Here is a 25,879-nt window from a genome sequence, read left to right as displayed (position 1 = left end):
GCCTTCACTCCCGATGGTCGTGGGTCTGGGTGATACGGCCCTGTTCCACGTGGAACAGAGCGACTGGCGTTTCCGTCTGCCAGCCTTCCCTCAATAATTCGTGATCTACACAGGTGATAAACACCTGGCAGCGTAAGTCTTCCAGCAAGCGGCAAAGCGCGCGACGGTGGTGCTCGTCCAGTTCGGACGGCAAGTCATCCACCAGATAAATACACTGGCCGCGTCGGGCCTGGCTGACCAGATGCCCTTGAGCAATCCGCAATGCACAGACCACTAGCTTCTGCTGTCCGCGGGACAAGATGTCCGCGGCATTATGTGCGCCCAATCTGAGACGCAAATCAGCGCGTTGTGGTCCGGCTTGGGTATGACCCATTTGCTGATCCCGCTGAACGGACCCAGCGAGCACAGCGCTCAATTCGCGGTCCTTGTCCCAGCCTCGGTAATAGCTGAGCGTCAAACCCTCAAGCTCAACCAGTTCGCTCAAGGTCTGTTCAAAGACTGGTTTCAAGGCTTTGATATAAGCACGGCGGTATTCATCAATTTCAGCACTGGCCTGGCACAGTTCCCTGTCCCAAACCGCTTGCGAAACGGCGTCAAGTGTACCATGCCGCAGCCAAGAGTTTCTCTGGCGCAGGGCCTTCTGCAAGCGTTGCCAGGTAGACATGAATCGCGGTTCCACGTGGAACACGCCCCAGTCGAGAAACTGACGGCGGATCTTCGGTGCCCCCTCCAGCAAGCGGAAACTGTCAGGGTTGATCAGTTGCAGCGGCAAGATTTCAGCGAGTTGCGCAGCGCTACGGGCGTTTTGGCCGTCAATGCGAATCTGGAACTCACCCTGACGGTCACGGGATATCCCCAACGCGCTTTGCCCGCCCTCCGCCAGCTCAACCTGGCCAAACACTGTGCATGCCAACTGCTCGTACTGAATCACCGGCAGCAGTCGGGTGCTACGAAACGAACGGGCAAGCCCCAGCAGGTGAATGGCTTCCAGAACACTGGTTTTGCCGCTGCCGTTGGCGCCGTAAAGAATGTTGATTCGGGGGGAGGGGGAGAAGGTCACCGGGTGCAGATTGCGCACCGCGGTGACCGAGACGCGACTTAAAGACATCTAGCTTCTGCTGAGCATGATTACAGACGCATCGGCATGACGACGTAGGCCGAGTCGTCGTTGTCCGATTCTTGCACCAGCGCACTGCTGTTGGAGTCGGACAAGATCAGGCGGACCTGTTCGGTGGTCATCACGCCCAGCACGTCGAGCAAGTAGCTCACGTTGAAACCGATTTCCAGGTTGCCGCCGTTGTATTCAACGCCGACTTCCTCTTCCGCTTCTTCCTGCTCCGGGTTGTTGGCCTGGATTTTCAGCTGACCATTGGCCAGTTGCAGACGGATACCGCGGTACTTCTCGTTGGACAGAATCGCGGTACGGCTGAACGCCTCACGTAATGCCTGGCGATCGCCGAGGACCAGCTTGTCACCGCCCTTCGGCAGAACGCGTTCGTAGTCAGGGAATTTACCGTCGACCAGTTTCGAGGTGAAGGTGAACTCGCCTGTGGTGGCGCGAATGTGATGCTGACCCAAAACGATGCTGACGATGCCGTCCGGCTCGGTCAGCAGACGCGCCAGTTCAAGGATACCCTTGCGCGGCACGATGACTTGGTGGCGATCCGGCTGACCGATGTCGGCCTGCATCGAGCACATGGCCAGACGGTGACCGTCAGTAGCCACGGCGCGGATGATACCGGCCGAGACTTCCAGCAGCATGCCGTTGAGGTAATAACGCACGTCCTGCTGGGCCATGGCGAAGCTGGTGCGCTCGATCAAACGACGCAGCTTGCTTTGCTCCAGGCTGCAGGTCAGCGAGCCCGGGCCTTCTTCAACAGTCGGGAAATCGTTGGCCGGCAGGGTCGACAGGGTGAAGCGGCTACGGCCAGCCTTCACCACCAGCTTCTGCTCATCGACCTTGATGTCGATCAGCGCATCGTTCGGCAGGCTTTTGCAGATATCCATCAGCTTGCGCGCAGGCACTGTGATGGAACCCGGATCCGCCGGCTCTTCGAGTTGCACACGACCGACCAGCTCGACTTCCAGGTCGGTACCGGTCAGCGACAGTTGCTGGCCTTCGACAACCAGCAGCACGTTGGAGAGCACCGGCAAGGTCTGTCGGCGCTCGACGACGCCTGCGACCAGTTGCAGGGGTTTCAACAGGGCTTCGCGTTGAATGGTGAAATGCATGGTCTAGTCCCTTGCCTTAATAAGCTGCGCTGGTATGCATCAAGTGGTCAGTGTACGCAGCAGGTTCTTGTAGTCCTCGCGGATGTCCGCGTCGGATTCCTTAAGTTCGTTGATCTTGCGGCAGGCGTGCAAAACGGTCGTATGGTCGCGGCCGCCAAACACATCGCCGATTTCCGGCAGGCTGTGGTTAGTCAACTCTTTGGACAACGCCATGGCAACCTGACGCGGACGAGCGACCGAGCGCGAACGACGCTTGGACAGCAGGTCGGAAATCTTGATTTTGTAGTACTCGGCGACGGTGCGCTGAATGTTATCCACAGAGACCAGTTTGTCCTGCAATGCCAACAGGTCTTTCAAGGATTCGCGGATCAGCTCGATGGTGATATCGCGGCCCATGAAGTGCGAGTGGGCGATCACGCGTTTCAGCGCGCCTTCCAGTTCACGGACGTTGGAACGAATACGCTGGGCAATGAAGAACGCCGCATCGTGGGGCAGATCGACTTTGGCCTGGTCGGCCTTTTTCATCAGGATCGCTACACGGGTTTCCAGCTCCGGCGGCTCGACGGCAACCGTCAGGCCCCAACCAAAGCGGGATTTCAGGCGTTCTTCAAGACCTTCGATTTCTTTAGGGTAGCGGTCACTGGTGAGAATGACCTGCTGGCCACCTTCGAGCAAGGCGTTGAAGGTGTGGAAAAACTCTTCCTGAGAACGTTCCTTGCGGGCGAAGAACTGAATGTCATCGATGAGCAACGCATCCACCGAACGGTAGAAGCGCTTGAACTCGTTGATCGCATTCAGTTGCAGCGCCTTGACCATGTCGGCCACAAAGCGCTCCGAATGCAGGTACACCACCTTGGCATTCGGGTTCTTCTTTAATAGATGGTTACCCACAGCGTGCATCAAGTGGGTTTTACCCAAGCCAACGCCGCCATAAAGGAAGAGCGGGTTGTAACCGTGCTTGGGATTGTCCGCTACCTGCCAGGCCGCCGCGCGGGCCAGCTGGTTGGACTTGCCCTCGACGAAGTTCTCGAAGGTGAACGTGCGGTTCAGGTAGCTGGTGTGCTTGAGCGCACCTTCGACCTGCACCGTGCGCTGCTCGGAACGCACCGGAGCCTGTTGAGAACTCGCACCGGCCATCGGGTCGAAACTGTCGCGCGATGGTTCTTCACTGACTTCGGCAACTTTCTGTGTCGAACGCTTGGTCGGTGTAGCCGTAGGGGCAGGTGCCGGAGCACTGACAGGCGCTTGCGCCGCCTGTGCCTGGGATGCGGCGGCAGCCAACGGCGCATTCGGAGCGGCACGCGGCGCCGAACTGCGTTTGCTGCCTATTAATAAGGAGAGCGCAGGCGCCATACCGTTGCCATGCTCATCAAGCAGTTCAAGGACGCGGCCCAGGTACTTTTCGTTGACCCAGTCGAGAACAAAACGATTCGGCGCGTAAACACGCAACTCGTCGCCTTCGGCTTCGACCTGTAGTGGACGGATCCAAGTGTTGAATTGTTGGGCAGGCAGCTCATCGCGCAAAAGCTCCACGCACTGCTGCCAAAGTTCCACTGACACGGATATCCCCTAAGTTGAAAGCCGGTGAGGCAAAAACAAGCGGCCATTGTAGCGGCCAGACGCCGACTTATCCACACGTAGGTGGGTCACCGACCAAGAAGAATCAACGATTTATACGCAAAAAAGACGACCAATGGTCTGTGCATAAGCTCTGTGGATAACCGCCCTTGAGGTCGTTGTACAAGTGGGGTCGAAACTCGGTGGATAACCAGCCTGTGGATAACCCCCCCTTTCACACACAGCTTATCCGACAGCGGAGCACAGGCTGACCACCGTTTTCCACTGTAGTTGTCATTCTCTGTACATCACGGAATAGAAGGCCTTAAGACAGTTATCCACAGAAGATCGGCGCCCTAGCTTTTATAAGCTTTACAGAAAAGCTTTAAATACTTTCCTTCTTTTATTTTTATATTTGGCCAAGGCCGAAGGCGAGCAAAACCACTGGAGATCTATTTATAAGGAAACGCTGGTTGGAAATTGACCTAGAGGCTTGCTTTCTCTAGAATCCCCGGTCTCTTAAAACGGGGGCCATTCCGGCCCGTTGTGGACGAACCAGGTAACACGACAATGAAACGTACTTTCCAACCAAGCACTATCAAACGCGCTCGTACCCACGGTTTCCGTGCTCGCATGGCTACCAAGAACGGTCGTGCCGTTCTGTCGCGTCGTCGCGCCAAAGGTCGTGCGCGTCTGGCAGTTTGATAAGCCGGCACTGGAGGTGAGTCAGGACTTCAGTCGGGAAAAGCGTCTGCTTACTCCCCGGCATTTCAAGGCAGTCTTTGACTCCCCTACCGGCAAGGTTCCGGGGAAAAATCTCCTGCTCCTTGCGCGCAACAACGATCTTGATCACCCCCGTCTCGGGCTGGTTATCGGGAAAAAGAGCGTAAAGCTCTCCGTCGAGCGCAATCGCCTCAAACGTCTGATGCGCGAATCGTTCCGTCTGAACCAGGATTCACTGGTCGGTTGGGACATCGTTATCGTCGCGCGCAAAGGTTTGGGTGACGTAGAAAACCCCGAATTGATTCAGCATTTCGGCAAACTCTGGAAACGACTGGCACGCAGCACGCCGGTACCAGCAGTCAAAACCGAAACTGTAGGGGTAGACAGTTCCGATGCGTAAACTGGCACTCGTTCCGATCCAGTTTTATCGCTACGCCATTAGTCCTCTGATGGCCAGTCACTGTCGTTTCTACCCCAGTTGTTCCTGCTACGCGTTAGAAGCCATAGAAAATCATGGCCTTCTGCGCGGTGGCTGGCTGACCTTTCGTCGTTTAGGTCGCTGTCATCCGTGGAATCCCGGTGGTTATGACCCGGTTCCACCTATCCCTACCTCCCGTTCTTCTTCGATGGCCGAGTAATCATGGATATCAAACGCACGATCCTGATCGTCGCCCTGGCAATCGTGTCCTACGTTATGGTTCTTAAATGGAACCAGGACTATGGCCAGGCTGCCCTGCCGACTCAGAATGTTGCTTCCAGTACTACCGCACCGGGCCTACCGGATACGGCGACTGGCAATAATGCTTCTGTCAGTGACGACATTCCACGCGCCGCAAGCGATACCAGTGCTACTGCTCCTGCTGAAACGCCAGTAGCTGCAAGCAAAGATCTCATCCAGATCAAAACGGATGTGCTCGACCTGGCAATCGATCCACAAGGTGGTGATGTCGCCCAGCTGAAATTGCCGCTGTACCCACGTCGCCAGGACCATCCGGAAATTCCGTTCCAGCTGTTCGATAACGGTGGTGAACTGACTTACCTGGCGCAAAGCGGTCTGATCGGCACCAACGGCCCGGACGCAAGTCCTGCCGGTCGTCCGGTCTACACCTCGGAGAAGAAGATTTATCAACTGGCTGACGGTCAGGACCAATTGGTCGTGGACCTGAAGTTCAGCAAGGACGGCGTCAACTACATCAAACGTTTCACGGTGAAACGTGGCCTGTATGACGTAACCGTTTCCTATCTGATCGACAACCAGAGCGCACAGCCCTGGTCTGGTGCAATGTTCGCGCAACTGAAGCGTGACGCCAGCGGCGATCCTTCCTCGACTACCGCCACCGGCACCGCCACTTACCTGGGCGCTGCCCTGTGGACAAGTAACGAGCCGTACAAGAAAGTGTCCATGAAGGACATGGACAAGGCACAGTTGAAGGAAACAGTCAGTGGTGGTTGGGTTGCCTGGTTGCAACACTACTTCGTCACCGCCTGGATTCCGGCCAAGGGCGAAAACAACGTCGTCCAGACCCGTAAAGACAGCAAAGGCAACTACATCATCGGTTATACCGGCCCGGCAATAAGCGTTGCGCCAGGTGCAAAAGCCGAAACCAGTGCAGTTCTCTACGCCGGTCCGAAAAGCCAGGCCGTGCTGAAAGAGTTGTCCCCAGGTCTGGAACTGACCGTCGACTACGGCATTCTGTGGTTCATTGCCCAGCCAATCTTCTGGCTGCTGGGACACATCCACGCCATCGTCGGTAACTGGGGCTGGTCGATCATCTTCCTGACCATGCTGATCAAAGGGATTTTCTTCCCGCTGTCGGCAGCCAGTTACAAATCCATGGCCCGTATGCGTGCAGTGGCTCCGAAACTGGCGGCACTGAAAGAGCAACATGGCGATGACCGGCAGAAAATGTCGCAAGCCATGATGGAGCTGTACAAGAAAGAGAAGATCAATCCGCTGGGTGGTTGCTTGCCAATCCTCGTGCAGATGCCGGTTTTCCTTTCGCTGTACTGGGTTCTGCTTGAAAGCGTTGAAATGCGCCAGGCACCGTTCATGCTGTGGATTACTGACCTGTCGATCAAGGATCCGTTCTTCATTCTGCCGATCATCATGGGTGCAACCATGTTCATCCAGCAGCAGTTGAACCCGACTCCTCCGGATCCGATGCAGGCGAAGGTCATGAAAATGATGCCTATCATCTTCACCTTCTTCTTCCTGTGGTTCCCGGCTGGTCTGGTGCTGTACTGGGTAGTGAACAACTGCCTGTCCATCGCCCAACAGTGGTACATCACGCGTAAGATCGAAGCGGCTACCAAAAAAGCCGAGGCGTAACTTACTCTGTGGGTAACCACTCAAAACGCCCCCTAGTGGGGCGTTTTGCTATCTGTCACTTTTGTCTGGATACCGGTTTATGAGCGTTCCTCGTGAAACCATCGCCGCCGTCGCCACCGCTCAAGGTCGCGGCGGTGTGGGCATCGTCCGTATTTCCGGGCCGTTGGCGAGCGTTGCAGCCAAAGCGTTCAGTGGTCGTGAACTCAAGCCGCGATTTGCCCACTATGGCCCGTTCCTGAGTGAAAACGATGAGGTGCTGGACCAAGGCATCGCGCTCTATTTCCCCGGACCGAACTCGTTCACCGGCGAAGATGTGCTGGAACTCCAGGGCCATGGCGGTCCGATAGTTCTCGATATGCTGCTCAAACGTTGCCTGGAACTGGGTTGTCGTCTGGCCCGTCCGGGTGAATTCAGTGAGCGAGCGTTCCTCAATGACAAACTCGACCTCGCCCAGGCTGAAGCCATCGCGGATTTGATCGAGGCAAGTTCTGCGCAGGCAGCGCGAAATGCACTGCGTTCCTTGCAGGGCGCTTTTTCCGAGCGTGTGCATAACCTCACTGAGCAATTGATTGGCCTGCGCATCTATGTCGAAGCGGCGATCGACTTTCCGGAAGAAGAAATCGACTTCCTTGCCGATGGCCACGTGCTCAGCATGCTCGACAAAGTACGCGACGAGTTATCCACCGTACTGCGAGAAGCCGGGCAGGGTGCCTTGTTGCGAGACGGCATGACGGTGGTCATCGCCGGTCGGCCGAACGCCGGCAAATCCAGCTTGCTGAACGCCCTTGCTGGGCGAGAAGCGGCGATCGTGACCGAGATTGCCGGCACGACCCGGGACATTCTTCGTGAACATATCCACATCGATGGCATGCCGCTGCACGTGGTGGATACGGCTGGTCTGCGAGATACCGATGACCATGTGGAAAAAATAGGTGTGGAACGGGCGTTGAAAGCCATCGGTGAGGCAGATCGCGTGCTGCTGGTCGTCGATGCCACCGCTCCTGAAGCACTTGATCCGTTTGCGCTATGGCCGGAGTTCCTTGAAACCCGCCCGGATCCGGCCAAAGTCACGCTGATCCGAAACAAGGCAGACCTGACCGGTGAGCCTATTGCCCTGGATGTCAGCGAAGATGGCCACGTCACCATCAGCCTCAGCGCCAAGTCTGCAGGAGAGGGTCTGGAATTGCTGCGTGACCACCTCAAGGCCTGCATGGGCTATGAGCAGACTTCGGAAAGCAGCTTCAGTGCTCGCAGGCGTCACCTTGAAGCGTTGCGTCATGCCAGTGCTTCCCTCGAGCACGGTCGTGCACAGCTGACCCTGGCAGGTGCCGGTGAATTGCTGGCCGAGGATTTGCGCCAGGCACAGCACGCTTTGGGTGAAATCACCGGTGCATTCAGCTCCGATGATCTTCTGGGCCGGATCTTTTCCAGCTTCTGCATCGGTAAATAGTCGTTTCGTTGTCCACAGACAGGCCGTTCGTGCCTGTCTGTTCTCATTTCTTTTCCTGAATTGTCCCCTGTGCCGAGCAGATTCTTTCTGCCTGGGCGGATTTTCCGTGCCCTGGATCTGATCAATCGTCGCTTTTCTGTGGATTAAGCCCTGTGAATAACTGCCACTAAGGGCAGTTGATAAGAGGGCCTCAAAACTGAAGATAAACCCCTCTGTGGATAACCCCCCCTTTCATCCACAGGCTTAAACCGGTTATCCAAGGACCTCATCGGCACATGACCACAGGGTTTTGAATCTCTGTACATATTGAAAATAAAGGCCTGTAGAGATCTATCCACAGAAAGGTGCCTCAGTAGAAATAAACATAAAAACAAAGATTTAATAAATTTCTCTCTTTTTAATTTCTATAACCCCGACTTCTCCACAGCTGGTTAAATTTTGTGCAAAGGGTTCTTTAGGGAGAGCGAAGTCCCTATACTTGTCGACCAGGTCCAAAAACCTGAGCTCAAACCATTCCTGATTACCTAACTGAAGCAGGCACGAGGTGCGTGGTGGATTTCCCTTCCCGTTTTGAAGTGATCGTCATCGGCGGCGGTCATGCCGGTACCGAGGCAGCACTGGCCTCAGCACGCATGGGGGCAAAAACCCTGTTGCTGACGCATAACGTGGAAACCCTCGGTGCCATGAGTTGCAACCCTGCCATTGGCGGGATCGGCAAAAGCCACTTGGTGAAAGAAATCGATGCCCTCGGCGGCGCGATGGCCGTGGCTACCGATAAAGGCGGCATTCAGTTTCGCGTTTTGAACAGCCGCAAAGGCCCGGCCGTGCGTGCAACCCGCGCTCAGGCAGACCGGGTTCTGTACAAGGCCGCTGTCCGCGAAACATTGGAAAACCAGCCGAACCTGTGGATATTTCAACAAGCCGCTGATGATCTGATCGTCGAGCAGGAACAAGTACGCGGTGTTGTCACCCAAATGGGCCTGCGTTTCTTCGCAGATTCCGTGGTGTTGACCACTGGCACCTTCCTCGGTGGACTTATCCACATCGGAATGCAGAATTATTCCGGTGGTCGCGCCGGTGATCCGCCATCGATTGCCCTGGCTCATCGTTTGCGTGAATTGCCACTGCGAGTTGGCCGCTTGAAAACAGGAACACCGCCGCGCATCGACGGTCGATCCGTGGATTTCTCGGTGATGACCGAGCAAGCCGGCGATACGCCGATCCCGGTGATGTCGTTCATGGGTTCCAAAGAGCAACATCCGAAACAGGTGAGCTGCTGGATTACCCACACCAACGCCCGGACCCACGAAATCATTGCAGCGAACCTCGACCGTTCGCCGATGTATTCCGATGCCGGGTTGATCGAAGGTATCGGCCCGCGTTATTGCCCGTCGATCGAAGACAAGATCCACCGCTTTGCCGACAAGGAAAGCCACCAGGTCTTCATCGAACCCGAAGGACTGACGACTCACGAGCTGTACCCGAACGGGATATCCACATCCCTGCCGTTCGACGTGCAATTGCAGATCGTGCAATCGATCCGCGGCATGGAGAATGCGCATATCGTGCGTCCGGGCTACGCCATCGAGTACGACTACTTCGATCCGCGTGACCTGAAGTACAGCCTGGAAACCAAAGTGATTGGCGGCCTGTTTTTCGCCGGACAGATCAATGGCACCACCGGTTATGAAGAGGCCGGCGCCCAGGGATTGCTGGCCGGGGCGAACGCCGCACTGCGCGCTCAGGGCAAAGACGCCTGGTGCCCGCGTCGCGACGAGGCGTACATCGGCGTTTTGGTCGATGACCTGATTACTTTGGGTACTCAGGAACCGTACCGAATGTTCACGTCTCGCGCCGAGTACCGCCTGATCCTGCGCGAAGACAACGCCGACCTGCGCCTGACTGAAAAAGGTCGCGAACTGGGCCTGGTCGATGACGCGCGCTGGGCTGCTTTCTGCACCAAACGCGAAAGCATCGCTCTGGAAGAACAACGCCTGAAAAGCACCTGGGTTCGCCCGGGCACCGAGCAAGGCGATGCGATTTCCGAAAAATTCGGTACGCCGCTGACCCACGAATACAACTTGCTGAACCTGCTGAGCCGTCCGGAAATCGACTACGCTGGTCTGATCGCCGTGACCGGCGGTGGCGCAGAAGATCCACAGGTTGCCGAGCAGGTCGAAATCAAGACCAAGTACGCTGGATACATCGATCGTCAGCAGGATGAAATCGTGCGTCTGCGGGCTAGCGAAGACACGAAACTGCCTGTGGATATCGATTACACGAACATTTCCGGTCTCTCCAAAGAGATCCAGAGCAAGCTCGGTGCGACCCGTCCAGAGACCCTGGGCCAGGCGTCGCGTATTCCGGGCGTTACGCCGGCAGCGATTTCGCTGTTGATGATTCATTTGAAAAAACGCGGCGCGGGCCGTCAGTTGGAGCAAAGCGCTTGAGTTCGTTGGTCACCTCGCAACACGCCGAAGAGTTATCCACAGGTGCTCGCCAGCTCGGTGTCACACTGACCGAAACCCAGCATGAGCAGCTGCTGGGCTATCTGGCCCTGTTGATCAAATGGAACAAGGCTTACAACCTGACCGCCGTACGCGATCCGGACGAAATGGTATCGCGTCACCTGCTCGATAGTTTGAGCGTGATGTCGTTCATCGAAAACGGCCGCTGGCTGGACGTTGGCAGCGGTGGCGGCATGCCGGGCATTCCCTTGGCCATCCTGTTTCCAGAATCGCAAGTGACCTGCCTGGACAGCAACGGCAAGAAAACCCGCTTCCTGACCCAGGTCAAACTCGAACTCAAACTGGATAACCTGCAAGTTATCCACAGTCGCGTCGAAGCTTTCCGCCCTGCACAGCCGTTCAACGGGATCATTTCCCGGGCCTTCAGCAGCATGGAGAACTTCAGCAACTGGACGCGCCACCTCGGCGACGCCGATACACGCTGGCTGGCAATGAAGGGCGTTCATCCGGCCGATGAGCTGGTAGCATTGCCGGCAGACTTCCACCTCGATAGCGAACACGCCCTGGCCGTACCTGGTTGCCAAGGCCAACGCCATCTGCTGATACTGCGCCGCACGGCATGATTGGGAACACAAGCAAGAATGGCTAAGGTATTCGCGATAGCGAACCAAAAGGGTGGTGTGGGCAAAACCACCACCTGCATCAACCTCGCAGCGTCGCTGGTCGCTACCAAGCGCCGGGTGCTGTTGATCGATCTCGATCCACAGGGCAACGCCACCATGGGTAGCGGTGTGGATAAACACGGCCTGGAAAATTCGGTCTACGACTTGCTGATCGGCGAGTGCGATCTGGCCCAGGCCATGCACTACTCCGAGCACGGTGGTTATCAGCTGTTGCCGGCCAACCGTGACCTGACCGCGGCCGAAGTGGTTCTGCTGGAAATGCAGATGAAGGAAAGCCGCTTGCGCAGCGCGTTGGCGCCGATCCGCGAAAACTACGATTACATTTTGATCGACTGCCCACCGTCGCTGTCGATGCTGACACTGAACGCTCTGGTCGCGGCTGACGGGGTCATCATCCCCATGCAGTGCGAGTACTTTGCGCTCGAAGGCTTGAGCGACCTTGTGGATAACATCAAGCGTATCGCCGAACTGCTGAACCCGAACCTGAAAGTGGAAGGCTTGTTGCGCACGATGTACGACCCGCGCCTGAGCCTGATGAACGACGTCTCGGCTCAGTTGAAAGAACACTTCGGCGAGCAGCTCTACGACACCGTCATTCCGCGCAACATCCGCCTGGCCGAAGCGCCAAGCTATGGCATGCCGGCGCTGGCGTACGACAAAACATCACGGGGCGCCATTGCCTATCTGGCATTGGCGGGCGAGATGGTTCGCCGTCAGCGCAAAAACTCACGCACCGCCGCTGCTCAGCCAACTTAAGGAATCCCCATGGCCGTCAAGAAACGAGGTCTCGGACGTGGACTGGATGCACTGCTGAGCGGTCCGACTGTCAGCTCGCTGGAAGAGCAGGCGGTACAAGCCGATCAGCGTGAGCTGCAGCACTTGCCCCTGGACCTGATCCAGCGCGGCAAGTACCAGCCGCGTCGGGACATGGACCCGCAAGCGCTGGAAGAACTGGCGCAGTCGATCAAGGCCCAGGGCGTGATGCAGCCGATTGTGGTTCGTCCGATCGGTAGCGGCCGCTTCGAAATCATTGCCGGCGAACGCCGCTGGCGTGCCAGCCAGCAGGCTGGCCAGGAAACCATCCCGGCGATGGTTCGCGATGTGCCGGATGAAACCGCCATTGCCATGGCGCTGATCGAGAACATCCAGCGCGAGGACCTCAATCCGATCGAGGAAGCGGTAGCCCTGCAGCGTTTGCAGCAGGAATTCCAGCTGACTCAGCAACAAGTGGCCGAAGCGGTGGGCAAGTCCCGCGTGACCGTCGCCAACCTGCTACGCTTGATCGCGTTGCCGGAAGTTATCAAAACCATGCTGTCCCACGGTGATCTGGAAATGGGTCATGCGCGAGCTTTGCTTGGTTTTCCGGAAAATCAACAGGTTGAAGGGGCGCGACATGTTGTCGCACGGGGGCTGACTGTGCGCCAGACTGAGGCACTGGTTCGCCAGTGGTTGAGTGGCAAACAGGAGCCTGCCGAACCGGTAAAACCGGACCCGGATATCGCCCGACTCGAGCAGCGCCTGGCTGAGCGCCTAGGCTCTGCGGTGCAGATCCGACACGGAAAGAAGGGGAAGGGGCAGTTGGTGATCGGTTACAACTCCCTCGATGAGCTTCAGGGTGTGCTCGCACACATTCGCTGAAACATTTCCTCATGTAGCGTGCAGTCGGAAATCACTACCTGACAGTTGAATAGGGGCAGAACCGCCCCTATACTCTGCGCGCATTTTGTCGGCACAAATTATGCCAAGTTATTGAATTCTGGCAGCCGACCATTGGGGAGTAATTGTGATGGAAAGCCGCACGCCAAACCGCTTGCCGTTCCATCGCCTGGCAGTTTTCCCGGTGTTGATGGCTCAGTTTGTCGTTTTGCTGATCGCCGCTTTGGCGCTCTGGCAATGGCACGGAGTCGTTGCCGGGTACTCAGGACTCTGCGGAGGCCTGATAGCCTTGCTACCCAATGTTTATTTCGCTCACAGGGCATTTCGGTTTTCCGGCGCCCGAGCAGCTCAAGCCATCGTCCGGTCTTTTTATGCTGGCGAGGCGGGCAAACTGATTTTGACGGCAGTGCTCTTTGCATTGACGTTTGCAGGTGTGAAGCCATTGGCGCCGCTAGCTGTATTCGGCGTCTTCGTGTTGACCCAACTGGTCAGCTGGTTCGCGCCCCTGCTGATGAGAACAAGACTTTCGAGACCTTAGGGCGTTTGAGGCAACCATGGCAGAAACAACCGCTTCGGGCTATATCCAGCACCACTTGCAGAACCTGACCTTCGGTCAGCACCCAACCGGCGGGTGGGGTTTTGCCCACACCGCAGCAGAAGCCAAAGAAATGGGCTTCTGGGCTTTCCACGTCGATACTCTCGGCTGGTCGGTCGCTTTGGGTCTGATCTTCGTTCTTCTTTTCCGCATGGCGGCAAAGAAGGCGACTTCCGGTCAGCCTGGTGCTTTGCAGAACTTCGTTGAAGTATTGGTCGAATTCGTCGATGGCAGCGTGAAAGACAGCTTCCATGGCCGTAGCCCGGTGATTGCACCGCTGGCACTGACCATCTTCGTCTGGGTCTTCCTGATGAACGCCGTCGACCTGATCCCGGTCGACTGGATTCCTCAGCTGGCCATCCTGATCACTGGCGATGCGCACATTCCATTCCGTGCCGTATCGACCACTGACCCGAACGCTACCCTGGGCATGGCCCTGTCGGTGTTCGCGTTGATCATTTTCTACAGCATCAAGGTCAAGGGCATCGGCGGCTTCATCGGCGAACTGACCCTGCACCCGTTCGGCAGCAAGAACATCTTCGTTCAAGCCCTGCTGATTCCGGTGAACTTCCTGCTGGAGTTCGTGACGCTGGTGGCCAAGCCAATCTCGCTGGCACTGCGTCTGTTCGGCAACATGTACGCCGGCGAACTGGTCTTCATTCTGATTGCTGTGATGTTCGGCAGCGGTCTGCTCTGGCTTAGCGGCCTGGGCGTAGTTCTGCAGTGGGCGTGGGCTGTGTTCCACATCCTGATCATCACCCTGCAGGCGTTTATCTTCATGATGCTGACCATCGTTTACCTTTCGATGGCGCACGAAGAGAACCATTAAGACCAGTCTCGACTAGTCTGATGTCCCACCCGGTCAAACGGGTGGGTGCCCGAACAGGGCTATGAAACGATTTGTTTTACCGCTTTAAAATCTAAAAAACCTAAACCATACGACGTAAAAGTCGGGAGGAAAGATGGAAACTGTAGTTGGTCTAACCGCTATCGCTGTTGCACTGTTGATCGGCCTGGGCGCACTGGGTACCGCAATTGGTTTCGGCCTGTTGGGCGGCAAGTTCCTGGAAGGCGCAGCGCGTCAACCAGAAATGGTTCCAATGCTGCAAGTCAAAATGTTCATCGTTGCCGGTCTGCTCGACGCCGTAACCATGATCGGTGTTGGTATCGCTCTGTTCTTCACCTTCGCGAACCCATTCGTTGGTCAACTCGCTGGCTAATCACTCGAACCTTCGAGTGATTGGTTTGATGTGCAACGAACGAGCGAGGTGTTGGCGTGAACATTAATGCAACCCTGATTGGCCAGTCCGTTGCGTTCTTCATTTTTGTACTGTTTTGCATGAAGTTCGTGTGGCCTCCGGTCATCGCGGCTTTGCACGAACGTCAGAAGAAGATCGCGGATGGACTGGACGCTGCCGCCCGAGCAGCTCGCGACCTGGAGTTGGCCCAAGATAAAGCGGGTCAACAACTGCGCGAAGCTAAGGCTCAGGCAGCTGAAATCATTGAGCAAGCCAAGAAACGCGGTAACCAGATCGTTGAAGAGGCTGTTGAAAAAGCCCGTATCGACGCTGACCGTGTGAAGGTTCAGGCTCAGGCCGAGATCGAGCAGGAACTGAACAGTGTCAAAGACGCGCTGCGTGCCCAACTGGGTGCACTGGCCGTCGGCGGCGCCGAGAAGATCCTGGGTGCCACAATCGATCAAAACGCGCACGCGGAGCTGGTAAACAAACTGGCTGCTGAAATTTAAGCGAGGGCGATCATGGCAGAATTGACCACGTTGGCCCGACCTTACGCTAAGGCAGCCTTCGAGCACGCCCAGGCCCACCAGCAACTGGCCTCTTGGTCAGCCATGCTCGGCCTGGCTGCAGCAGTGTCGCAAGATGACACCATGCAGCGCGTGCTCAAGGCCCCGCGACTGACGAGCGCAGACAAGGCCGCCACGTTTATTGACGTGTGCGGCGACAAGTTTGATGCCAAGGCACAGAACTTCATCAACGTCGTTGCCGAAAACGACCGTCTCCCGCTGTTGCCGGAGATATCCGCTCTGTTCGACCTGTACAAGGCCGAACAAGAGAAGTCGGTAGACGTTGAAGTGACCAGTGCTTTCGCATTGAACCAAGAACAGCAAGACAAACTCGCCAAGGTTCTCAGTGCACGACTCAACCGGGAAGTGCGCCTGCAAGTCGAGGAAGACAAATCCCTTATTGGGGGCATTGTCATCCGCGCCGGCGACCTGGTTATCGATGGCTCGGTTCGCGGCAAACTCGCGAATCTTGCCGAAGCATTGAAATCTTGAGTTTGAAGGGGCAGCAGAGCAATGCAGCAACTCAATCCTTCCGAAATAAGTGAAATTATCAAGGGCCGCATCGACAAGCTCGATGTGACCTCCCAAGCCCGTAACGAAGGCACAGTCGTCAGCGTATCTGACGGTATCGTGCGGATTCACGGTCTGGCCGACGTTATGTACGGCGAGATGATCGAGTTTCCGGGCGGCGTCTTCGGTATGGCTCTCAACCTGGAGCAAGACTCCGTAGGTGCCGTAGTTTTGGGCTCTTACCAGTCTCTGGCTGAAGGCATGAGCGCCAAGTGCACCGGCCGCATCCTCGAAGTTCCGGTTGGTAAGGAACTGCTGGGTCGCGTAGTCGACGCACTGGGTAACCCAGTTGACGGCAAAGGTCCGCTGAACAACACCGAGACCGATGCGGTCGAGAAAGTTGCTCCTGGCGTGATCTGGCGTAAGTCGGTAGACCAGCCTGTACAGACTGGCTACAAGGCTGTCGATGCCATGATCCCTGTCGGCCGTGGCCAGCGTGAGCTGATCATCGGTGACCGTCAGATCGGTAAAACCGCTCTGGCGATCGACGCGATCATCAACCAGAAAAACAGCGGCATTTTCTGCGTCTACGTTGCAATCGGTCAGAAACAATCGACCATCGCCAACGTGGTTCGCAAGCTGGAAGAAAACGGCGCACTGGCTAACACCATCGTCGTGGCAGCGAGCGCTTCGGAATCTGCAGCACTGCAATTCCTGGCACCGTACTCCGGTTGCACCATGGGTGAATTCTTCCGCGACCGCGGTGAAGACGCGCTGATCGTTTATGACGATCTGTCCAAGCAAGCAGTGGCTTACCGCCAGATTTCCCTGCTGCTGCGCCGTCCACCAGGCCGTGAAGCTTACCCAGGCGACGTGTTCTATCTCCACTCCCGTCTGCTGGAGCGCGCATCCCGCGTTTCGGAAGAATACGTAGAGAAGTTCACCAACGGCGCAGTGACCGGCAAAACCGGTTCCCTGACCGCACTGCCGATCATCGAAACCCAGGCTGGCGACGTTTCCGCGTTCGTTCCGACCAACGTGATTTCCATCACCGACGGTCAGATCTTCCTGGAATCGGCCATGTTCAACTCCGGGATCCGTCCTGCTGTGAACGCCGGTGTTTCGGTATCCCGTGTGGGTGGTGCCGCTCAGACCAAGATCATCAAGAAGCTCTCCGGTGGTATCCGTACCGCTCTGGCTCAGTACCGTGAACTGGCGGCATTCGCCCAGTTCGCTTCTGACCTGGACGAGGCGACCCGTAAGCAACTTGAGCATGGTCAGCGCGTTACCGAGCTGATGAAGCAGAAGCAATACGCACCAATGTCGATCGCTGACATGGCGCTGTCGCTGTATGCCGCTGAGCGTGGGTTCCTGACTGACGTTGAAATCGCCAAGATCGGCAGCTTCGAACAAGCGCTGATTGCTTTCTTCAACCGCGATCACGCCGATTTGATGGCGAAGATCAACGTGAAGGGTGACTTCAATGACGAAATCGACGCTGGCATGAAAGCCGGTATCGAGAAGTTCAAGGCCACCCAAACCTGGTAAGCCGCAGCGGGGGCCGCAAGGCTCCCGCTTGCTAACCTGATAGGTGTTACATGGCAGGCGCAAAAGAGATTCGCAGTAAGATTGCGAGCATCAAAAGCACGCAAAAGATTACCAGCGCCATGGAAAAAGTGGCGGTCAGTAAAATGCGCAAGGCACAAATGCGCATGGCTGCTAGCCGTCCTTACGCGGAGCGCATCCGCCAGGTTATTGGTCATTTGGCCAACGCCAACCCGGAATATCGCCACCCGTTCATGATCGACCGTGAAGTAAAGCGCGTCGGTTACGTCGTGGTGAGCAGTGACCGTGGTCTGTGTGGTGGCTTGAACACCAACCTGTTCAAGGCTCTGGTCAAGGGCATGGCGGTAAACCGCGAAAACGGCGTCGAGATTGATCTGTGTGTTGTTGGTAGCAAGGGTGCGGCTTTCTTCCGTAACTTCGGCGGTAACGTCGTAGCAGCTATCAGCCACCTGGGTGAAGAGCCGTCGATCAATGACCTGATCGGCAGCGTCAAGGTGATGCTGGATGCCTACCTGGACGGCCGTATTGATCGCCTGTCCGTGGTGTCCAACAAGTTCATCAACACCATGACGCAACAGCCTACCGTGGAGCAGTTGATTCCACTGGTGGCAACCCCGGATCAAGAACTCAAGCACCACTGGGATTATCTGTACGAACCGGACGCCAAAGAGCTGCTTGACGGCTTGATGGTCCGTTACGTGGAGTCGCAGGTCTACCAGGCGGTGGTCGAGAACAACGCGGCTGAACAAGCTGCGCGGATGATCGCGATGAAGAACGCTACCGACAACGCCGGTGATTTGATCAGCGATTTGCAGCTGGTCTACAACAAGGCGCGTCAGGCTGCGATCACCCAAGAGATCTCGGAAATCGTCGGCGGCGCTGCCGCGGTTTAACGGTTCAAATATTCAGAGGATCCAGCTATGAGTAGCGGACGTATCGTTCAAATCATCGGCGCCGTTATCGACGTGGAATTCCCACGCGACAGCGTACCGAGCATCTACAACGCGCTGAAAGTAGTGAGCGCGGCCGAAACCACCCTGGAAGTTCAGCAGCAGCTGGGCGACGGCGTGGTTCGTACCATTGCGATGGGTTCCACCGAGGGCTTGAAGCGCGGTCTGGAAGTCACCGACTCTGGCGCTGCCATCTCCGTACCGGTCGGTAAAGCGACTCTGGGCCGGATCATGGACGTACTGGGCAACCCGATCGACGAAGCTGGTCCGATCGACACCGAAGAGCGCTGGGGCATTCACCGTCCTGCGCCAACCTTCGCTGAACAAGCGGGCGGCAACGACCTGCTGGAAACCGGCATCAAGGTTATCGACCTGGTTTGCCCGTTCGCCAAGGGCGGTAAAGTTGGTCTGTTCGGTGGTGCCGGTGTAGGCAAGACCGTAAACATGATGGAACTGATCCGTAACATCGCCATCGAGCACAGCGGTTATTCCGTGTTCGCCGGTGTGGGTGAGCGTACTCGTGAGGGTAACGACTTCTACCACGAGATGAAGGATTCCAACGTTCTGGACAAAGTGGCACTGGTTTACGGTCAGATGAACGAGCCGCCGGGTAACCGTCTGCGCGTAGCACTGACTGGCCTGACCATGGCCGAGAAGTTCCGTGACGAAGGTAACGACGTTCTGCTGTTCGTCGACAACATCTATCGTTACACCCTGGCCGGTACTGAAGTATCCGCACTGCTGGGCCGTATGCCTTCCGCAGTAGGTTACCAGCCGACCCTGGCCGAAGAGATGGGTACTCTGCAAGAGCGTATCACTTCGACCAAAAACGGTTCGATCACCTCGATCCAGGCGGTATACGTACCTGCGGATGACTTGACTGACCCGTCGCCAGCGACCACCTTCGCCCACTTGGACGCCACCGTCGTTCTGTCCCGTGACATCGCTTCCCTGGGTATCTACCCGGCGGTCGATCCACTCGACTCGACTTCGCGCCAGCTGGACCCGAACGTGATCGGTCAGGACCACTACGACACCGCTCGCGGTGTACAGTATGTTCTGCAGCGTTACAAAGAACTGAAGGACATCATTGCGATCCTGGGTATGGACGAGCTGTCGGAAGCCGACAAGCAGTTGGTAAACCGTGCTCGTAAGATCCAGCGCTTCTTGTCGCAGCCGTTCTTCGTGGCTGAAGTCTTCACCGGTGCATCGGGTAAATACGTTTCCCTGAAAGACACCATTGCTGGCTTCAAAGGCATCCTCAACGGTGACTACGACCACCTGCCAGAACAAGCGTTCTACATGGTCGGCGGCATCGAAGAAGCGATCGAGAAAGCCAAGAAACTGTAATCCCGGCGCCCGGTAACGGGCGCTAATTTAGGTTGAGGCAATCAGATGGCTATGACAGTCCATTGCGATATCGTCAGCGCGGAAGGAGAAATCTTTTCCGGCCTGGTCGAGATGGTGATTGCGCACGGTGCACTGGGTGATCTTGGTATCGCCCTGGGCCACGCGCCGCTGATCACTAATCTCAAGCCTGGCCCGATCCGCCTGGTCAAGCAGGGCGGGGAAGAGGAGGTGTATTACATCTCCGGTGGTTTCCTCGAGGTTCAGCCGAACATGGTCAAGGTTCTTGCCGACACCGTGCAACGTGCTGCCGACCTGGACGAAGCCTCCGCTCAGGAAGCCGTTAAGGCTGCCGAGAAGGCCTTGCATGAGCGGGGCGCGGAATTCGATTACGGTTCTGCTGCCGCACGTCTGGCCGAGGCTGCAGCTCAGCTGCGCACCGTCCAGCAGATCCGCAAGAAGTTCGGCCACTAACAGGCCATCACTTGTTGCGCGATTGATTAAAAAGGGTAGCCTCGGCTACCCTTTTTTCTTTTCCGATTTTCATAACCTGGTCGCAGCCGCTGACCACCCAGGATTGGTAGCCAGTCATGTCTCTTGAAATCGTTATCCTCGCTGCTGGTCAGGGCACTCGCATGCGTTCGGCGTTGCCGAAAGTGCTGCACCCGATTGCCGGCAATTCGATGCTTGGCCATGTTATCCACAGCGCGCGGCAACTTGATCCACAGCGCATCCACGTGGTGATTGGCCACGGTGCCGATGCCGTTCGTGAACGTCTGGCGGCGGATGATCTGAATTTTGTCCTGCAGGACAAACAGTTGGGTACTGGCCATGCGGTAGCTCAAGCCGTGCCATTCATTGAGTCCGACACCGTTTTGATTCTCTACGGCGATGTGCCGTTGATCGAAGTCGAGACTCTTCAGCGCCTGCTCAAGCACGTTGCACCGCAGCAATTGGGCTTGCTGACCGTCGAGCTGGATGACCCGACCGGCTATGGCCGCATCGTCCGCGATGCTGCCGGCAAGGTCACGGCGATCGTTGAGCAGAAAGACGCCAGCGAAGCCGAGCGCGCGATCACTGAAGGCAATACCGGCATCCTGGCGCTGCCGTTCGCGCAGTTGGGTGGCTGGATGAGTCGTCTCTCCAACAATAACGCCCAGGGCGAGTACTACCTGACTGACGTGATTGCCATGGCGGTCAGCGATGGTTTGGTCGTCGCGACCGAACAGCCTCACGACGCGATGGAAGTGCAGGGCGCCAACGATCGCAAGCAGCTCTCCGAACTCGAGCGTCACTATCAATTGCGTGCGGGTCGTCGTTTGATGGCTCAAGGCGTGACCCTGCGTGACCCTGCGCGTTTCGACGTGCGTGGTGACGTCACTGTCGGCCGCGATGTGCTGATCGACATCAACGTGATCCTCGAGGGCAAAGTCGTCATCGAAGACGACGTGGTGATCGGTCCTAACTGCGTGATCAAGGACAGCACCCTGCGTAAAGGTGTGGTGATCAAGGCCAACAGTCATATCGAAGGCGCAATTCTCGGTGAAGGCAGTGACGCCGGACCGTTCGCCCGTCTGCGTCCCGGCACAGTGCTGGAGGCTCGCGCCCATGTGGGTAACTTTGTCGAGCTGAAAAACGCTCATATGGGCGAAGGCGCCAAGGCCGGTCACCTCGCGTACTTGGGCGATGCCGAAATCGGCGCGCGCACTAACATTGGTGCCGGCACCATCACCTGCAACTATGACGGTGCCAACAAGTGGAAAACCGTCTTGGGCGAAGATGTGTTCATCGGTTCCAACAACTCGTTGGTAGCGCCTGTGGATATCTCTAGTGGTGCAACCACCGCTGCCGGATCGACCATTACGCAGAATGTGGATAACGCACAATTAGCGGTGGGCCGTGCGCGTCAGAAGAACATCGATGGCTGGAAGCGGCCGGAGAAAATCAAGAAGGCGTAAGTTATCCACATCCTTGTAGGCGCTGGCTTGCTACCGATTGCGGTTGACCTGATGCATCGAGTCTTCCCGGATCGCCAGCAAGCCGGCTCCTACAATGCTTTATCCACAGATCTTTTTTATCGCCTCCCGCTTGACGAAGTTTCGCTGATAGGTTTTGATTGCTTCCGTTATCTTTCGAATCGAAACTTACCAAATCATGTCGAAACGCAATACTCCACAACGCCGCCACAATATCCTCGCCTTGCTCAATGAGCAGGGGGAAGTCAGTGTGGATGAGTTGGCCAAGCGCTTCGAAACCTCGGAAGTTACGATTCGCAAGGATCTGGCGGCACTCGAAAGTCATGGCTTGTTGCTACGCCGTTACGGCGGTGCCGTCACCATGCCCCAGGAGTTGGTGGCCGATATCGGTCAGCCGGTATCCAAATACAAGCAGGCCATCGCCCGCGCTGCTGTCACGCGAATTCGTGAGCATGCACGGATCATCATCGACAGCGGCAGCACCACCGCTGCGATGATCCCCGAACTGGGTCAACAACCAGGCCTGGTGGTGATGACCAATTCCCTGCACGTCGCCAACGCCCTGAGCGAACTCGAACACGAACCGGTGTTGTTGATGACGGGCGGCACCTGGGATCCGCATTCCGAATCCTTTCAGGGGCAGGTCGCCGAGCAGGTTCTACGCTCGTACGATTTCGACCAATTGTTCATCGGTGCCGATGGCATCGATCTGGTGCGCGGTACTACTACCTTCAATGAATTGCTGGGACTGAGCCGCGTAATGGCCGATGTCGCCCGCGAAGTGATTGTGATGGTCGAGGCCGATAAGATCGGCCGCAAGATTCCCAACCTGGAACTGCCCTGGAGCAGTGTCCATACCCTAATTACCGATGATCGCCTGCCGCAAGAAGCACGTGATCAGATTCAGGCCCGCGGCATCAATTTGATTTGCGCGGCTGTCAGTCAGGAGAAATAGCATGTGTGGAATTGTCGGCGCAGTCGCAGAACGTAATATCACCGCCATCCTGCTCGAAGGCCTCAAACGCCTGGAATACCGTGGCTATGACAGCGCCGGTGTGGCGGTTTTCACCAATGATGCCAAGATCGAGCGCATGCGTCGCCCAGGCAAAGTCAGCGAGCTGGAACTGGCACTCGAAGCGGAGCCGCTGGTCGGTCGCCTCGGTATCGCCCACACTCGTTGGGCGACACACGGTGCGCCGTGCGAGCGTAATGCTCACCCGCATTTCTCCGGTGACCTGGCGGTGGTGCACAATGGCATCATCGAGAACCACGAAGCCCTGCGCGAACAACTCAAGGCGCTGGGTTACGTGTTCACCTCGGACACTGACACCGAAGTCATCGCGCACCTGTTGAATCACAAACTCAAGGATCTGCAGGATCTGACCGTGGCGCTCAAGGCCACCGTCAAAGAGCTGCACGGTGCTTACGGTCTGGCCGTGATCAGTGCTGATCAACCGGATCGCCTGGTCGCTGCCCGCAGTGGCAGCCCGTTGGTGATCGGTCTGGGTCTGGGGGAAAACTTCCTCGCTTCCGACCAGTTGGCCCTGCGTCAGGTCACTGACCGCTTCATGTACCTGGAAGAAGGCGATATCGCCGAAATTCGTCGCGATAGCGTGCAGATCTGGGACGTCAGTGGCAAAGAAGTCGTACGTGAAACGGTGCAGTACCGTGACGGCGCCGAAGCGGCCGACAAGGGCGAATTCCGCCACTTCATGCTCAAGGAAATCCACGAGCAACCGGCCGTTGTGCAGCGCACCCTCGAAGGTCGTCTGAGCCCGAACGGTGTGCTGGTACAAGCGTTCGGTCCACAGGCTGCCGAGCTGTTCGCCAAAGTACGTAACGTACAGATCGTCGCTTGCGGCACCAGCTACCACGCCGGCATGGTTGCCCGTTACTGGCTCGAAGAACTGGCCGGCATTCCTTGCCAGGTCGAAGTCGCCAGCGAATTCCGCTACCGCAAAGTGGTGGTGCAGCCCGACACCCTGTTCGTGACCATTTCCCAGTCCGGCGAAACCGCCGACACGCTGGCTGCGCTGCGCAACGCCAAGGAACTGGGTTTCCTCGCCAGCCTGGCTATCTGCAACGTCGGCATCAGCTCGCTGGTGCGTGAATCCGACCTGACTCTGCTGACGCATGCCGGTCGTGAAATCGGCGTGGCATCGACCAAAGCGTTTACCACTCAGCTGGTCGGCCTGCTGTTATTGACCCTTTCCCTGGGCCAGGTTCGCGGCACATTGGCCAAAGGCGTCGAAGCCACCCTGGTCGAAGAACTGCGTCGCTTGCCAACGCGTCTTGGCGAAGCTCTGGCGATGAACAGCACCGTGGAAAAAATCGCCGAGCTGTTCGCCGAGAAGCATCACACGCTGTTCCTTGGACGTGGCGCGCAATTCCCGGTGGCGATGGAAGGGGCCTTGAAACTCAAGGAGATTTCCTACATCCACGCCGAGGCCTATCCGGCCGGCGAGCTGAAACATGGCCCGTTGGCGCTTGTGGATAACGACATGCCCGTGGTGACCGTGGCGCCGAACAATGAACTGCTGGAGAAGTTGAAGTCCAACCTCCAGGAAGTCCGCGCTCGTGGCGGCCAACTGATCGTCTTCGCCGACGAGCAGGCCGGCATGACCAACGGCGAAGGCACCCATGTTGTGCACATGCCGCACATCCACGACATCCTGTCGCCGATCCTCTACACCATTCCGCTGCAGTTGCTGTCGTACTACGTCGCGGTGCTGAAAGGCACGGACGTTGACCAGCCGCGTAACCTGGCGAAGTCGGTGACGGTGGAATAAAGTTATCCACAGATGAAACAAGTGTTTACGAACAATAAAGGTTGTCACAAAACAATAAAGGTTGTCACAAGTTAATAAAGGTTGTCACAAGCCTCTGCCCCGACCGCACATCGGGGCGGGAGCGGGTCCTGAAATTAAGGATCACAATCCTTTATGCACCGATGTGACTGTTGTCCTGGCAGAGCCCGCTCCTGACATTTCCCACGCCACGTACCTTCTGTGCCGTTCCGCTCGAGCGGGTCGCCTAATGATGAGCGACTCGTAAAATGACACCTGTCCCCGCTGCATCGACTAAGCCTGCTTCAAACAAGCTGATGACCCAGCAGAAAATTGATAGAAAAATCAAATCAGGCCGCGGAACAGGGGTGAGAGAATCTTATGAACCCTGGATTAAGGTTTGGAATATCAAATCGAAGGGTGTGTCTCACCTCGTGCCAGGAGTGAAGTTCCAACGTACTCATCACTTGTTATCCAATGCTGAGCGGGACTACCACCTGATCCTTGAGCAGGATCCTTCCATCATTGATATTCGGGAGCAGTTTCCACTTTTCACACAAGCGGAGACCCAAGCTATTGCTTCGAGCCTGAATATTTTTCACCCGGTTTATCCGGGCACTCAAATTCCTGTCGTCATGACAACGGACTTTCTAATAACTTTCGTTGACCAGAAAGGCGAAGAGCGGCTGGCCGCGCGATCTGTAAAATACCGCAAAGAATTTGAAGAAGCTGGCACTGATGAGCAAAATCGGATTGTGGAGAAGCTCGCTATTGAAGAAAAATATTGGGCTATGAGGAAGGTAGAGTGGAAGCTAATTTTTCACGAAAATTTGCCACAAAATAAGATAGCAAATCTTGTCATACTTAGAACTTATGCGATGATTCATCCATCTTTGCCAACGGACAAAAATATAAGTAATTTGCTAGATTTTATAGCGGGATGTGAAACTGATAAAATCCCACTCAAGGCACTATTAGAAAAAGCGTCTAGAGTAATATTCATCGATTATATGGGCGTTAAACGTCTTTTTCACCATCTTTTATGGATAGGCCGGTTGGAGACAGATCTTACCTCTAGGGTGATTAGATTATCTGAACCATTGCATGTGTGGGCTAGTGAATCATGTTTGACTGTTACAGCACCAGTCGAGGTATGAATCGCCCCTAGTTTCGTAGACACCTCCAAGCCTTAAAATGAGGCCCATTAGGAGGTGCCATGAGCAACCAGCGTTATCCCGAAGAATTCA

General features: G+C 56.4%; 25 protein-coding genes. 22 read left to right on the top strand and 3 right to left on the bottom strand.

The annotated features are described in order from the left end of the window. Positions 1 to 4: 4 nt before the first annotated feature. From recF to dnaA, 3 genes are read right to left on the bottom strand one after another with little or no spacing between them, the layout of a single operon-like run. On the bottom strand, positions 5 to 1,108 hold the full coding sequence (recF, locus tag FBY04_RS30430; RefSeq protein ID WP_084317587.1) for a DNA replication/repair protein RecF: 1,104 nt from the start codon (positions 1,106 to 1,108) through the stop codon (positions 5 to 7). A 20-nt stretch (positions 1,109 to 1,128) separates the two neighbouring features. After that, positions 1,129 to 2,232 carry a DNA polymerase III subunit beta gene (gene dnaN, locus FBY04_RS30425; protein ID WP_017341709.1) on the bottom strand — a complete coding sequence of 368 codons (1,104 nt, stop codon included), beginning with the start codon at positions 2,230 to 2,232 and terminating at the stop codon, positions 1,129 to 1,131. Positions 2,233 to 2,271: 39 nt separating this feature from the next. After that, positions 2,272 to 3,792, bottom strand: a complete 1,521-nt coding sequence (gene dnaA, locus FBY04_RS30420; RefSeq protein ID WP_008027554.1) for a chromosomal replication initiator protein DnaA — start codon at positions 3,790 to 3,792, stop codon at positions 2,272 to 2,274. A 567-nt stretch (positions 3,793 to 4,359) separates the two neighbouring features. Between dnaA and rpmH the strand changes: the two genes are divergently transcribed. The 22 genes from rpmH (at position 4,360) to FBY04_RS30305 (ending at position 25,789) form a co-directional block, all read left to right on the top strand. Further along, on the top strand, positions 4,360 to 4,494 hold the full coding sequence (gene rpmH / locus FBY04_RS30415; RefSeq protein WP_003213577.1) for a 50S ribosomal protein L34: 135 nt from the start codon (positions 4,360 to 4,362) through the stop codon (positions 4,492 to 4,494). A gap of 16 nt (positions 4,495 to 4,510) precedes the next feature. Beyond that, complete coding sequence (gene rnpA, locus FBY04_RS30410; protein ID WP_208603357.1) at positions 4,511 to 4,912, top strand: ribonuclease P protein component; 402 nt, start codon at positions 4,511 to 4,513, stop codon at positions 4,910 to 4,912. Next, on the top strand, positions 4,905 to 5,150 hold the full coding sequence (yidD, locus tag FBY04_RS30405; RefSeq protein WP_010207715.1) for a membrane protein insertion efficiency factor YidD: 246 nt from the start codon (positions 4,905 to 4,907) through the stop codon (positions 5,148 to 5,150). The genes rnpA and yidD overlap by 8 nt, the downstream gene beginning before the upstream one ends. Positions 5,151 to 5,152: 2 nt before the next feature. Then, positions 5,153 to 6,841 carry a membrane protein insertase YidC gene (gene yidC / locus FBY04_RS30400; RefSeq protein ID WP_084317589.1) on the top strand — a complete coding sequence of 563 codons (1,689 nt, stop codon included), beginning with the start codon at positions 5,153 to 5,155 and terminating at the stop codon, positions 6,839 to 6,841. A 79-nt stretch (positions 6,842 to 6,920) separates the two neighbouring features. Next, on the top strand, positions 6,921 to 8,291 hold the full coding sequence (gene mnmE / locus FBY04_RS30395) for a tRNA uridine-5-carboxymethylaminomethyl(34) synthesis GTPase MnmE (RefSeq protein ID WP_145319181.1): 1,371 nt from the start codon (positions 6,921 to 6,923) through the stop codon (positions 8,289 to 8,291). 551 nt (positions 8,292 to 8,842) lie between these two features. After that, positions 8,843 to 10,741 (top strand): tRNA uridine-5-carboxymethylaminomethyl(34) synthesis enzyme MnmG, encoded by a 1,899-nt coding sequence (gene mnmG / locus FBY04_RS30385; RefSeq protein WP_145319178.1) that lies wholly within the window; start codon positions 8,843 to 8,845, stop codon positions 10,739 to 10,741. Further along, on the top strand, positions 10,738 to 11,382 hold the full coding sequence (gene rsmG, locus FBY04_RS30380) for a 16S rRNA (guanine(527)-N(7))-methyltransferase RsmG (RefSeq protein WP_145319175.1): 645 nt from the start codon (positions 10,738 to 10,740) through the stop codon (positions 11,380 to 11,382). Before mnmG ends, rsmG begins: the two co-directional genes overlap by 4 nt. Before the next feature lie 18 nt (positions 11,383 to 11,400). Continuing rightward, on the top strand, positions 11,401 to 12,198 hold the full coding sequence (locus FBY04_RS30375; RefSeq protein WP_017341702.1) for a ParA family protein: 798 nt from the start codon (positions 11,401 to 11,403) through the stop codon (positions 12,196 to 12,198). A gap of 9 nt (positions 12,199 to 12,207) precedes the next feature. Then, positions 12,208 to 13,080 (top strand): ParB/RepB/Spo0J family partition protein, encoded by an 873-nt coding sequence (locus tag FBY04_RS30370; protein ID WP_145319172.1) that lies wholly within the window; start codon positions 12,208 to 12,210, stop codon positions 13,078 to 13,080. Between the two features lie 148 nt (positions 13,081 to 13,228). Next, a complete protein-coding gene (locus tag FBY04_RS30365) occupies positions 13,229 to 13,636 on the top strand; it encodes a F0F1 ATP synthase subunit I (RefSeq protein ID WP_010465473.1) in 408 nt (135 codons plus the stop codon). A gap of 16 nt (positions 13,637 to 13,652) precedes the next feature. Continuing rightward, entirely contained in the window at positions 13,653 to 14,522 is an 870-nt protein-coding gene (gene atpB / locus FBY04_RS30360; RefSeq protein ID WP_084317593.1) for a F0F1 ATP synthase subunit A, read from the top strand. A gap of 133 nt (positions 14,523 to 14,655) precedes the next feature. Then, positions 14,656 to 14,913 carry a F0F1 ATP synthase subunit C gene (gene atpE / locus FBY04_RS30355; protein ID WP_002555987.1) on the top strand — a complete coding sequence of 86 codons (258 nt, stop codon included), beginning with the start codon at positions 14,656 to 14,658 and terminating at the stop codon, positions 14,911 to 14,913. A 56-nt stretch (positions 14,914 to 14,969) separates the two neighbouring features. Then, positions 14,970 to 15,440, top strand: a complete 471-nt coding sequence (locus tag FBY04_RS30350; protein ID WP_008027535.1) for a F0F1 ATP synthase subunit B — start codon at positions 14,970 to 14,972, stop codon at positions 15,438 to 15,440. Positions 15,441 to 15,452: 12 nt separating this feature from the next. Then, the gene (locus FBY04_RS30345; RefSeq protein WP_054594854.1) at positions 15,453 to 15,989 is read left to right on the top strand and encodes a F0F1 ATP synthase subunit delta; all 537 of its coding nucleotides are present in this window, start codon (positions 15,453 to 15,455) and stop codon (positions 15,987 to 15,989) included. A gap of 21 nt (positions 15,990 to 16,010) precedes the next feature. Then, complete coding sequence (gene atpA / locus FBY04_RS30340) at positions 16,011 to 17,555, top strand: F0F1 ATP synthase subunit alpha (protein WP_008155713.1); 1,545 nt, start codon at positions 16,011 to 16,013, stop codon at positions 17,553 to 17,555. Between the two features lie 50 nt (positions 17,556 to 17,605). After that, positions 17,606 to 18,466, top strand: a complete 861-nt coding sequence (atpG, locus tag FBY04_RS30335) for a F0F1 ATP synthase subunit gamma (RefSeq protein ID WP_145319169.1) — start codon at positions 17,606 to 17,608, stop codon at positions 18,464 to 18,466. Positions 18,467 to 18,493: 27 nt separating this feature from the next. Beyond that, positions 18,494 to 19,873: a F0F1 ATP synthase subunit beta gene (atpD, locus tag FBY04_RS30330; RefSeq protein ID WP_008155715.1), complete on the top strand. Its 1,380-nt coding sequence runs from the start codon at positions 18,494 to 18,496 to the stop codon at positions 19,871 to 19,873. A 45-nt stretch (positions 19,874 to 19,918) separates the two neighbouring features. Next, entirely contained in the window at positions 19,919 to 20,344 is a 426-nt protein-coding gene (locus FBY04_RS30325) for a F0F1 ATP synthase subunit epsilon (protein ID WP_007969909.1), read from the top strand. Between the two features lie 116 nt (positions 20,345 to 20,460). After that, positions 20,461 to 21,828, top strand: coding sequence for a bifunctional UDP-N-acetylglucosamine diphosphorylase/glucosamine-1-phosphate N-acetyltransferase GlmU (gene glmU, locus FBY04_RS30320; protein WP_145319166.1), 1,368 nt, complete (start codon positions 20,461 to 20,463; stop codon positions 21,826 to 21,828). A 193-nt stretch (positions 21,829 to 22,021) separates the two neighbouring features. Then, positions 22,022 to 22,801, top strand: coding sequence for a DeoR/GlpR family DNA-binding transcription regulator (locus FBY04_RS30315; protein ID WP_178118342.1), 780 nt, complete (start codon positions 22,022 to 22,024; stop codon positions 22,799 to 22,801). Position 22,802: 1 nt separating this feature from the next. Beyond that, a complete protein-coding gene (gene glmS / locus FBY04_RS30310; protein ID WP_084317596.1) occupies positions 22,803 to 24,635 on the top strand; it encodes a glutamine--fructose-6-phosphate transaminase (isomerizing) in 1,833 nt (610 codons plus the stop codon). A gap of 266 nt (positions 24,636 to 24,901) precedes the next feature. After that, complete coding sequence (locus FBY04_RS30305) at positions 24,902 to 25,789, top strand: TnsA endonuclease N-terminal domain-containing protein (protein ID WP_371927884.1); 888 nt, start codon at positions 24,902 to 24,904, stop codon at positions 25,787 to 25,789. Positions 25,790 to 25,879: the final 90 nt, after the last annotated feature.

Source organism: Pseudomonas sp. SJZ080, from assembly GCF_007828295.1.
Lineage (GTDB): Bacteria > Pseudomonadota > Gammaproteobacteria > Pseudomonadales > Pseudomonadaceae > Aquipseudomonas > Aquipseudomonas migulae_A.
Note: the sequence above shows the minus strand (reverse complement) of the source record. Positions and strands in the feature narration are given on the sequence as shown.

Bases quoted from the DNA above. Each gene is read 5' to 3' on its own strand.
- recF (WP_084317587.1), bottom strand. From the start codon at position 1,108: ATGTCTTTAAGTCGCGTCTCGGTCACCGCGGTGCGCAATCTGCACCCG.
- dnaN (WP_017341709.1), bottom strand. From the start codon at position 2,232: ATGCATTTCACCATTCAACGCGAAGCCCTGTTGAAACCCCTGCAACTG.
- rpmH (WP_003213577.1), top strand. From the start codon at position 4,360: ATGAAACGTACTTTCCAACCAAGCACTATCAAACGCGCTCGTACCCAC.
- yidD (WP_010207715.1), top strand. From the start codon at position 4,905: ATGCGTAAACTGGCACTCGTTCCGATCCAGTTTTATCGCTACGCCATT.
- yidC (WP_084317589.1), top strand. From the start codon at position 5,153: ATGGATATCAAACGCACGATCCTGATCGTCGCCCTGGCAATCGTGTCC.
- mnmE (WP_145319181.1), top strand. From the start codon at position 6,921: ATGAGCGTTCCTCGTGAAACCATCGCCGCCGTCGCCACCGCTCAAGGT.
- FBY04_RS30375 (WP_017341702.1), top strand. From the start codon at position 11,401: ATGGCTAAGGTATTCGCGATAGCGAACCAAAAGGGTGGTGTGGGCAAA.
- FBY04_RS30370 (WP_145319172.1), top strand. From the start codon at position 12,208: ATGGCCGTCAAGAAACGAGGTCTCGGACGTGGACTGGATGCACTGCTG.
- FBY04_RS30365 (WP_010465473.1), top strand. From the start codon at position 13,229: ATGGAAAGCCGCACGCCAAACCGCTTGCCGTTCCATCGCCTGGCAGTT.
- atpB (WP_084317593.1), top strand. From the start codon at position 13,653: ATGGCAGAAACAACCGCTTCGGGCTATATCCAGCACCACTTGCAGAAC.
- atpE (WP_002555987.1), top strand. From the start codon at position 14,656: ATGGAAACTGTAGTTGGTCTAACCGCTATCGCTGTTGCACTGTTGATC.
- FBY04_RS30345 (WP_054594854.1), top strand. From the start codon at position 15,453: ATGGCAGAATTGACCACGTTGGCCCGACCTTACGCTAAGGCAGCCTTC.
- atpA (WP_008155713.1), top strand. From the start codon at position 16,011: ATGCAGCAACTCAATCCTTCCGAAATAAGTGAAATTATCAAGGGCCGC.
- atpG (WP_145319169.1), top strand. From the start codon at position 17,606: ATGGCAGGCGCAAAAGAGATTCGCAGTAAGATTGCGAGCATCAAAAGC.
- atpD (WP_008155715.1), top strand. From the start codon at position 18,494: ATGAGTAGCGGACGTATCGTTCAAATCATCGGCGCCGTTATCGACGTG.
- FBY04_RS30325 (WP_007969909.1), top strand. From the start codon at position 19,919: ATGGCTATGACAGTCCATTGCGATATCGTCAGCGCGGAAGGAGAAATC.
- glmU (WP_145319166.1), top strand. From the start codon at position 20,461: ATGTCTCTTGAAATCGTTATCCTCGCTGCTGGTCAGGGCACTCGCATG.
- glmS (WP_084317596.1), top strand. From the start codon at position 22,803: ATGTGTGGAATTGTCGGCGCAGTCGCAGAACGTAATATCACCGCCATC.
- FBY04_RS30305 (WP_371927884.1), top strand. From the start codon at position 24,902: ATGACACCTGTCCCCGCTGCATCGACTAAGCCTGCTTCAAACAAGCTG.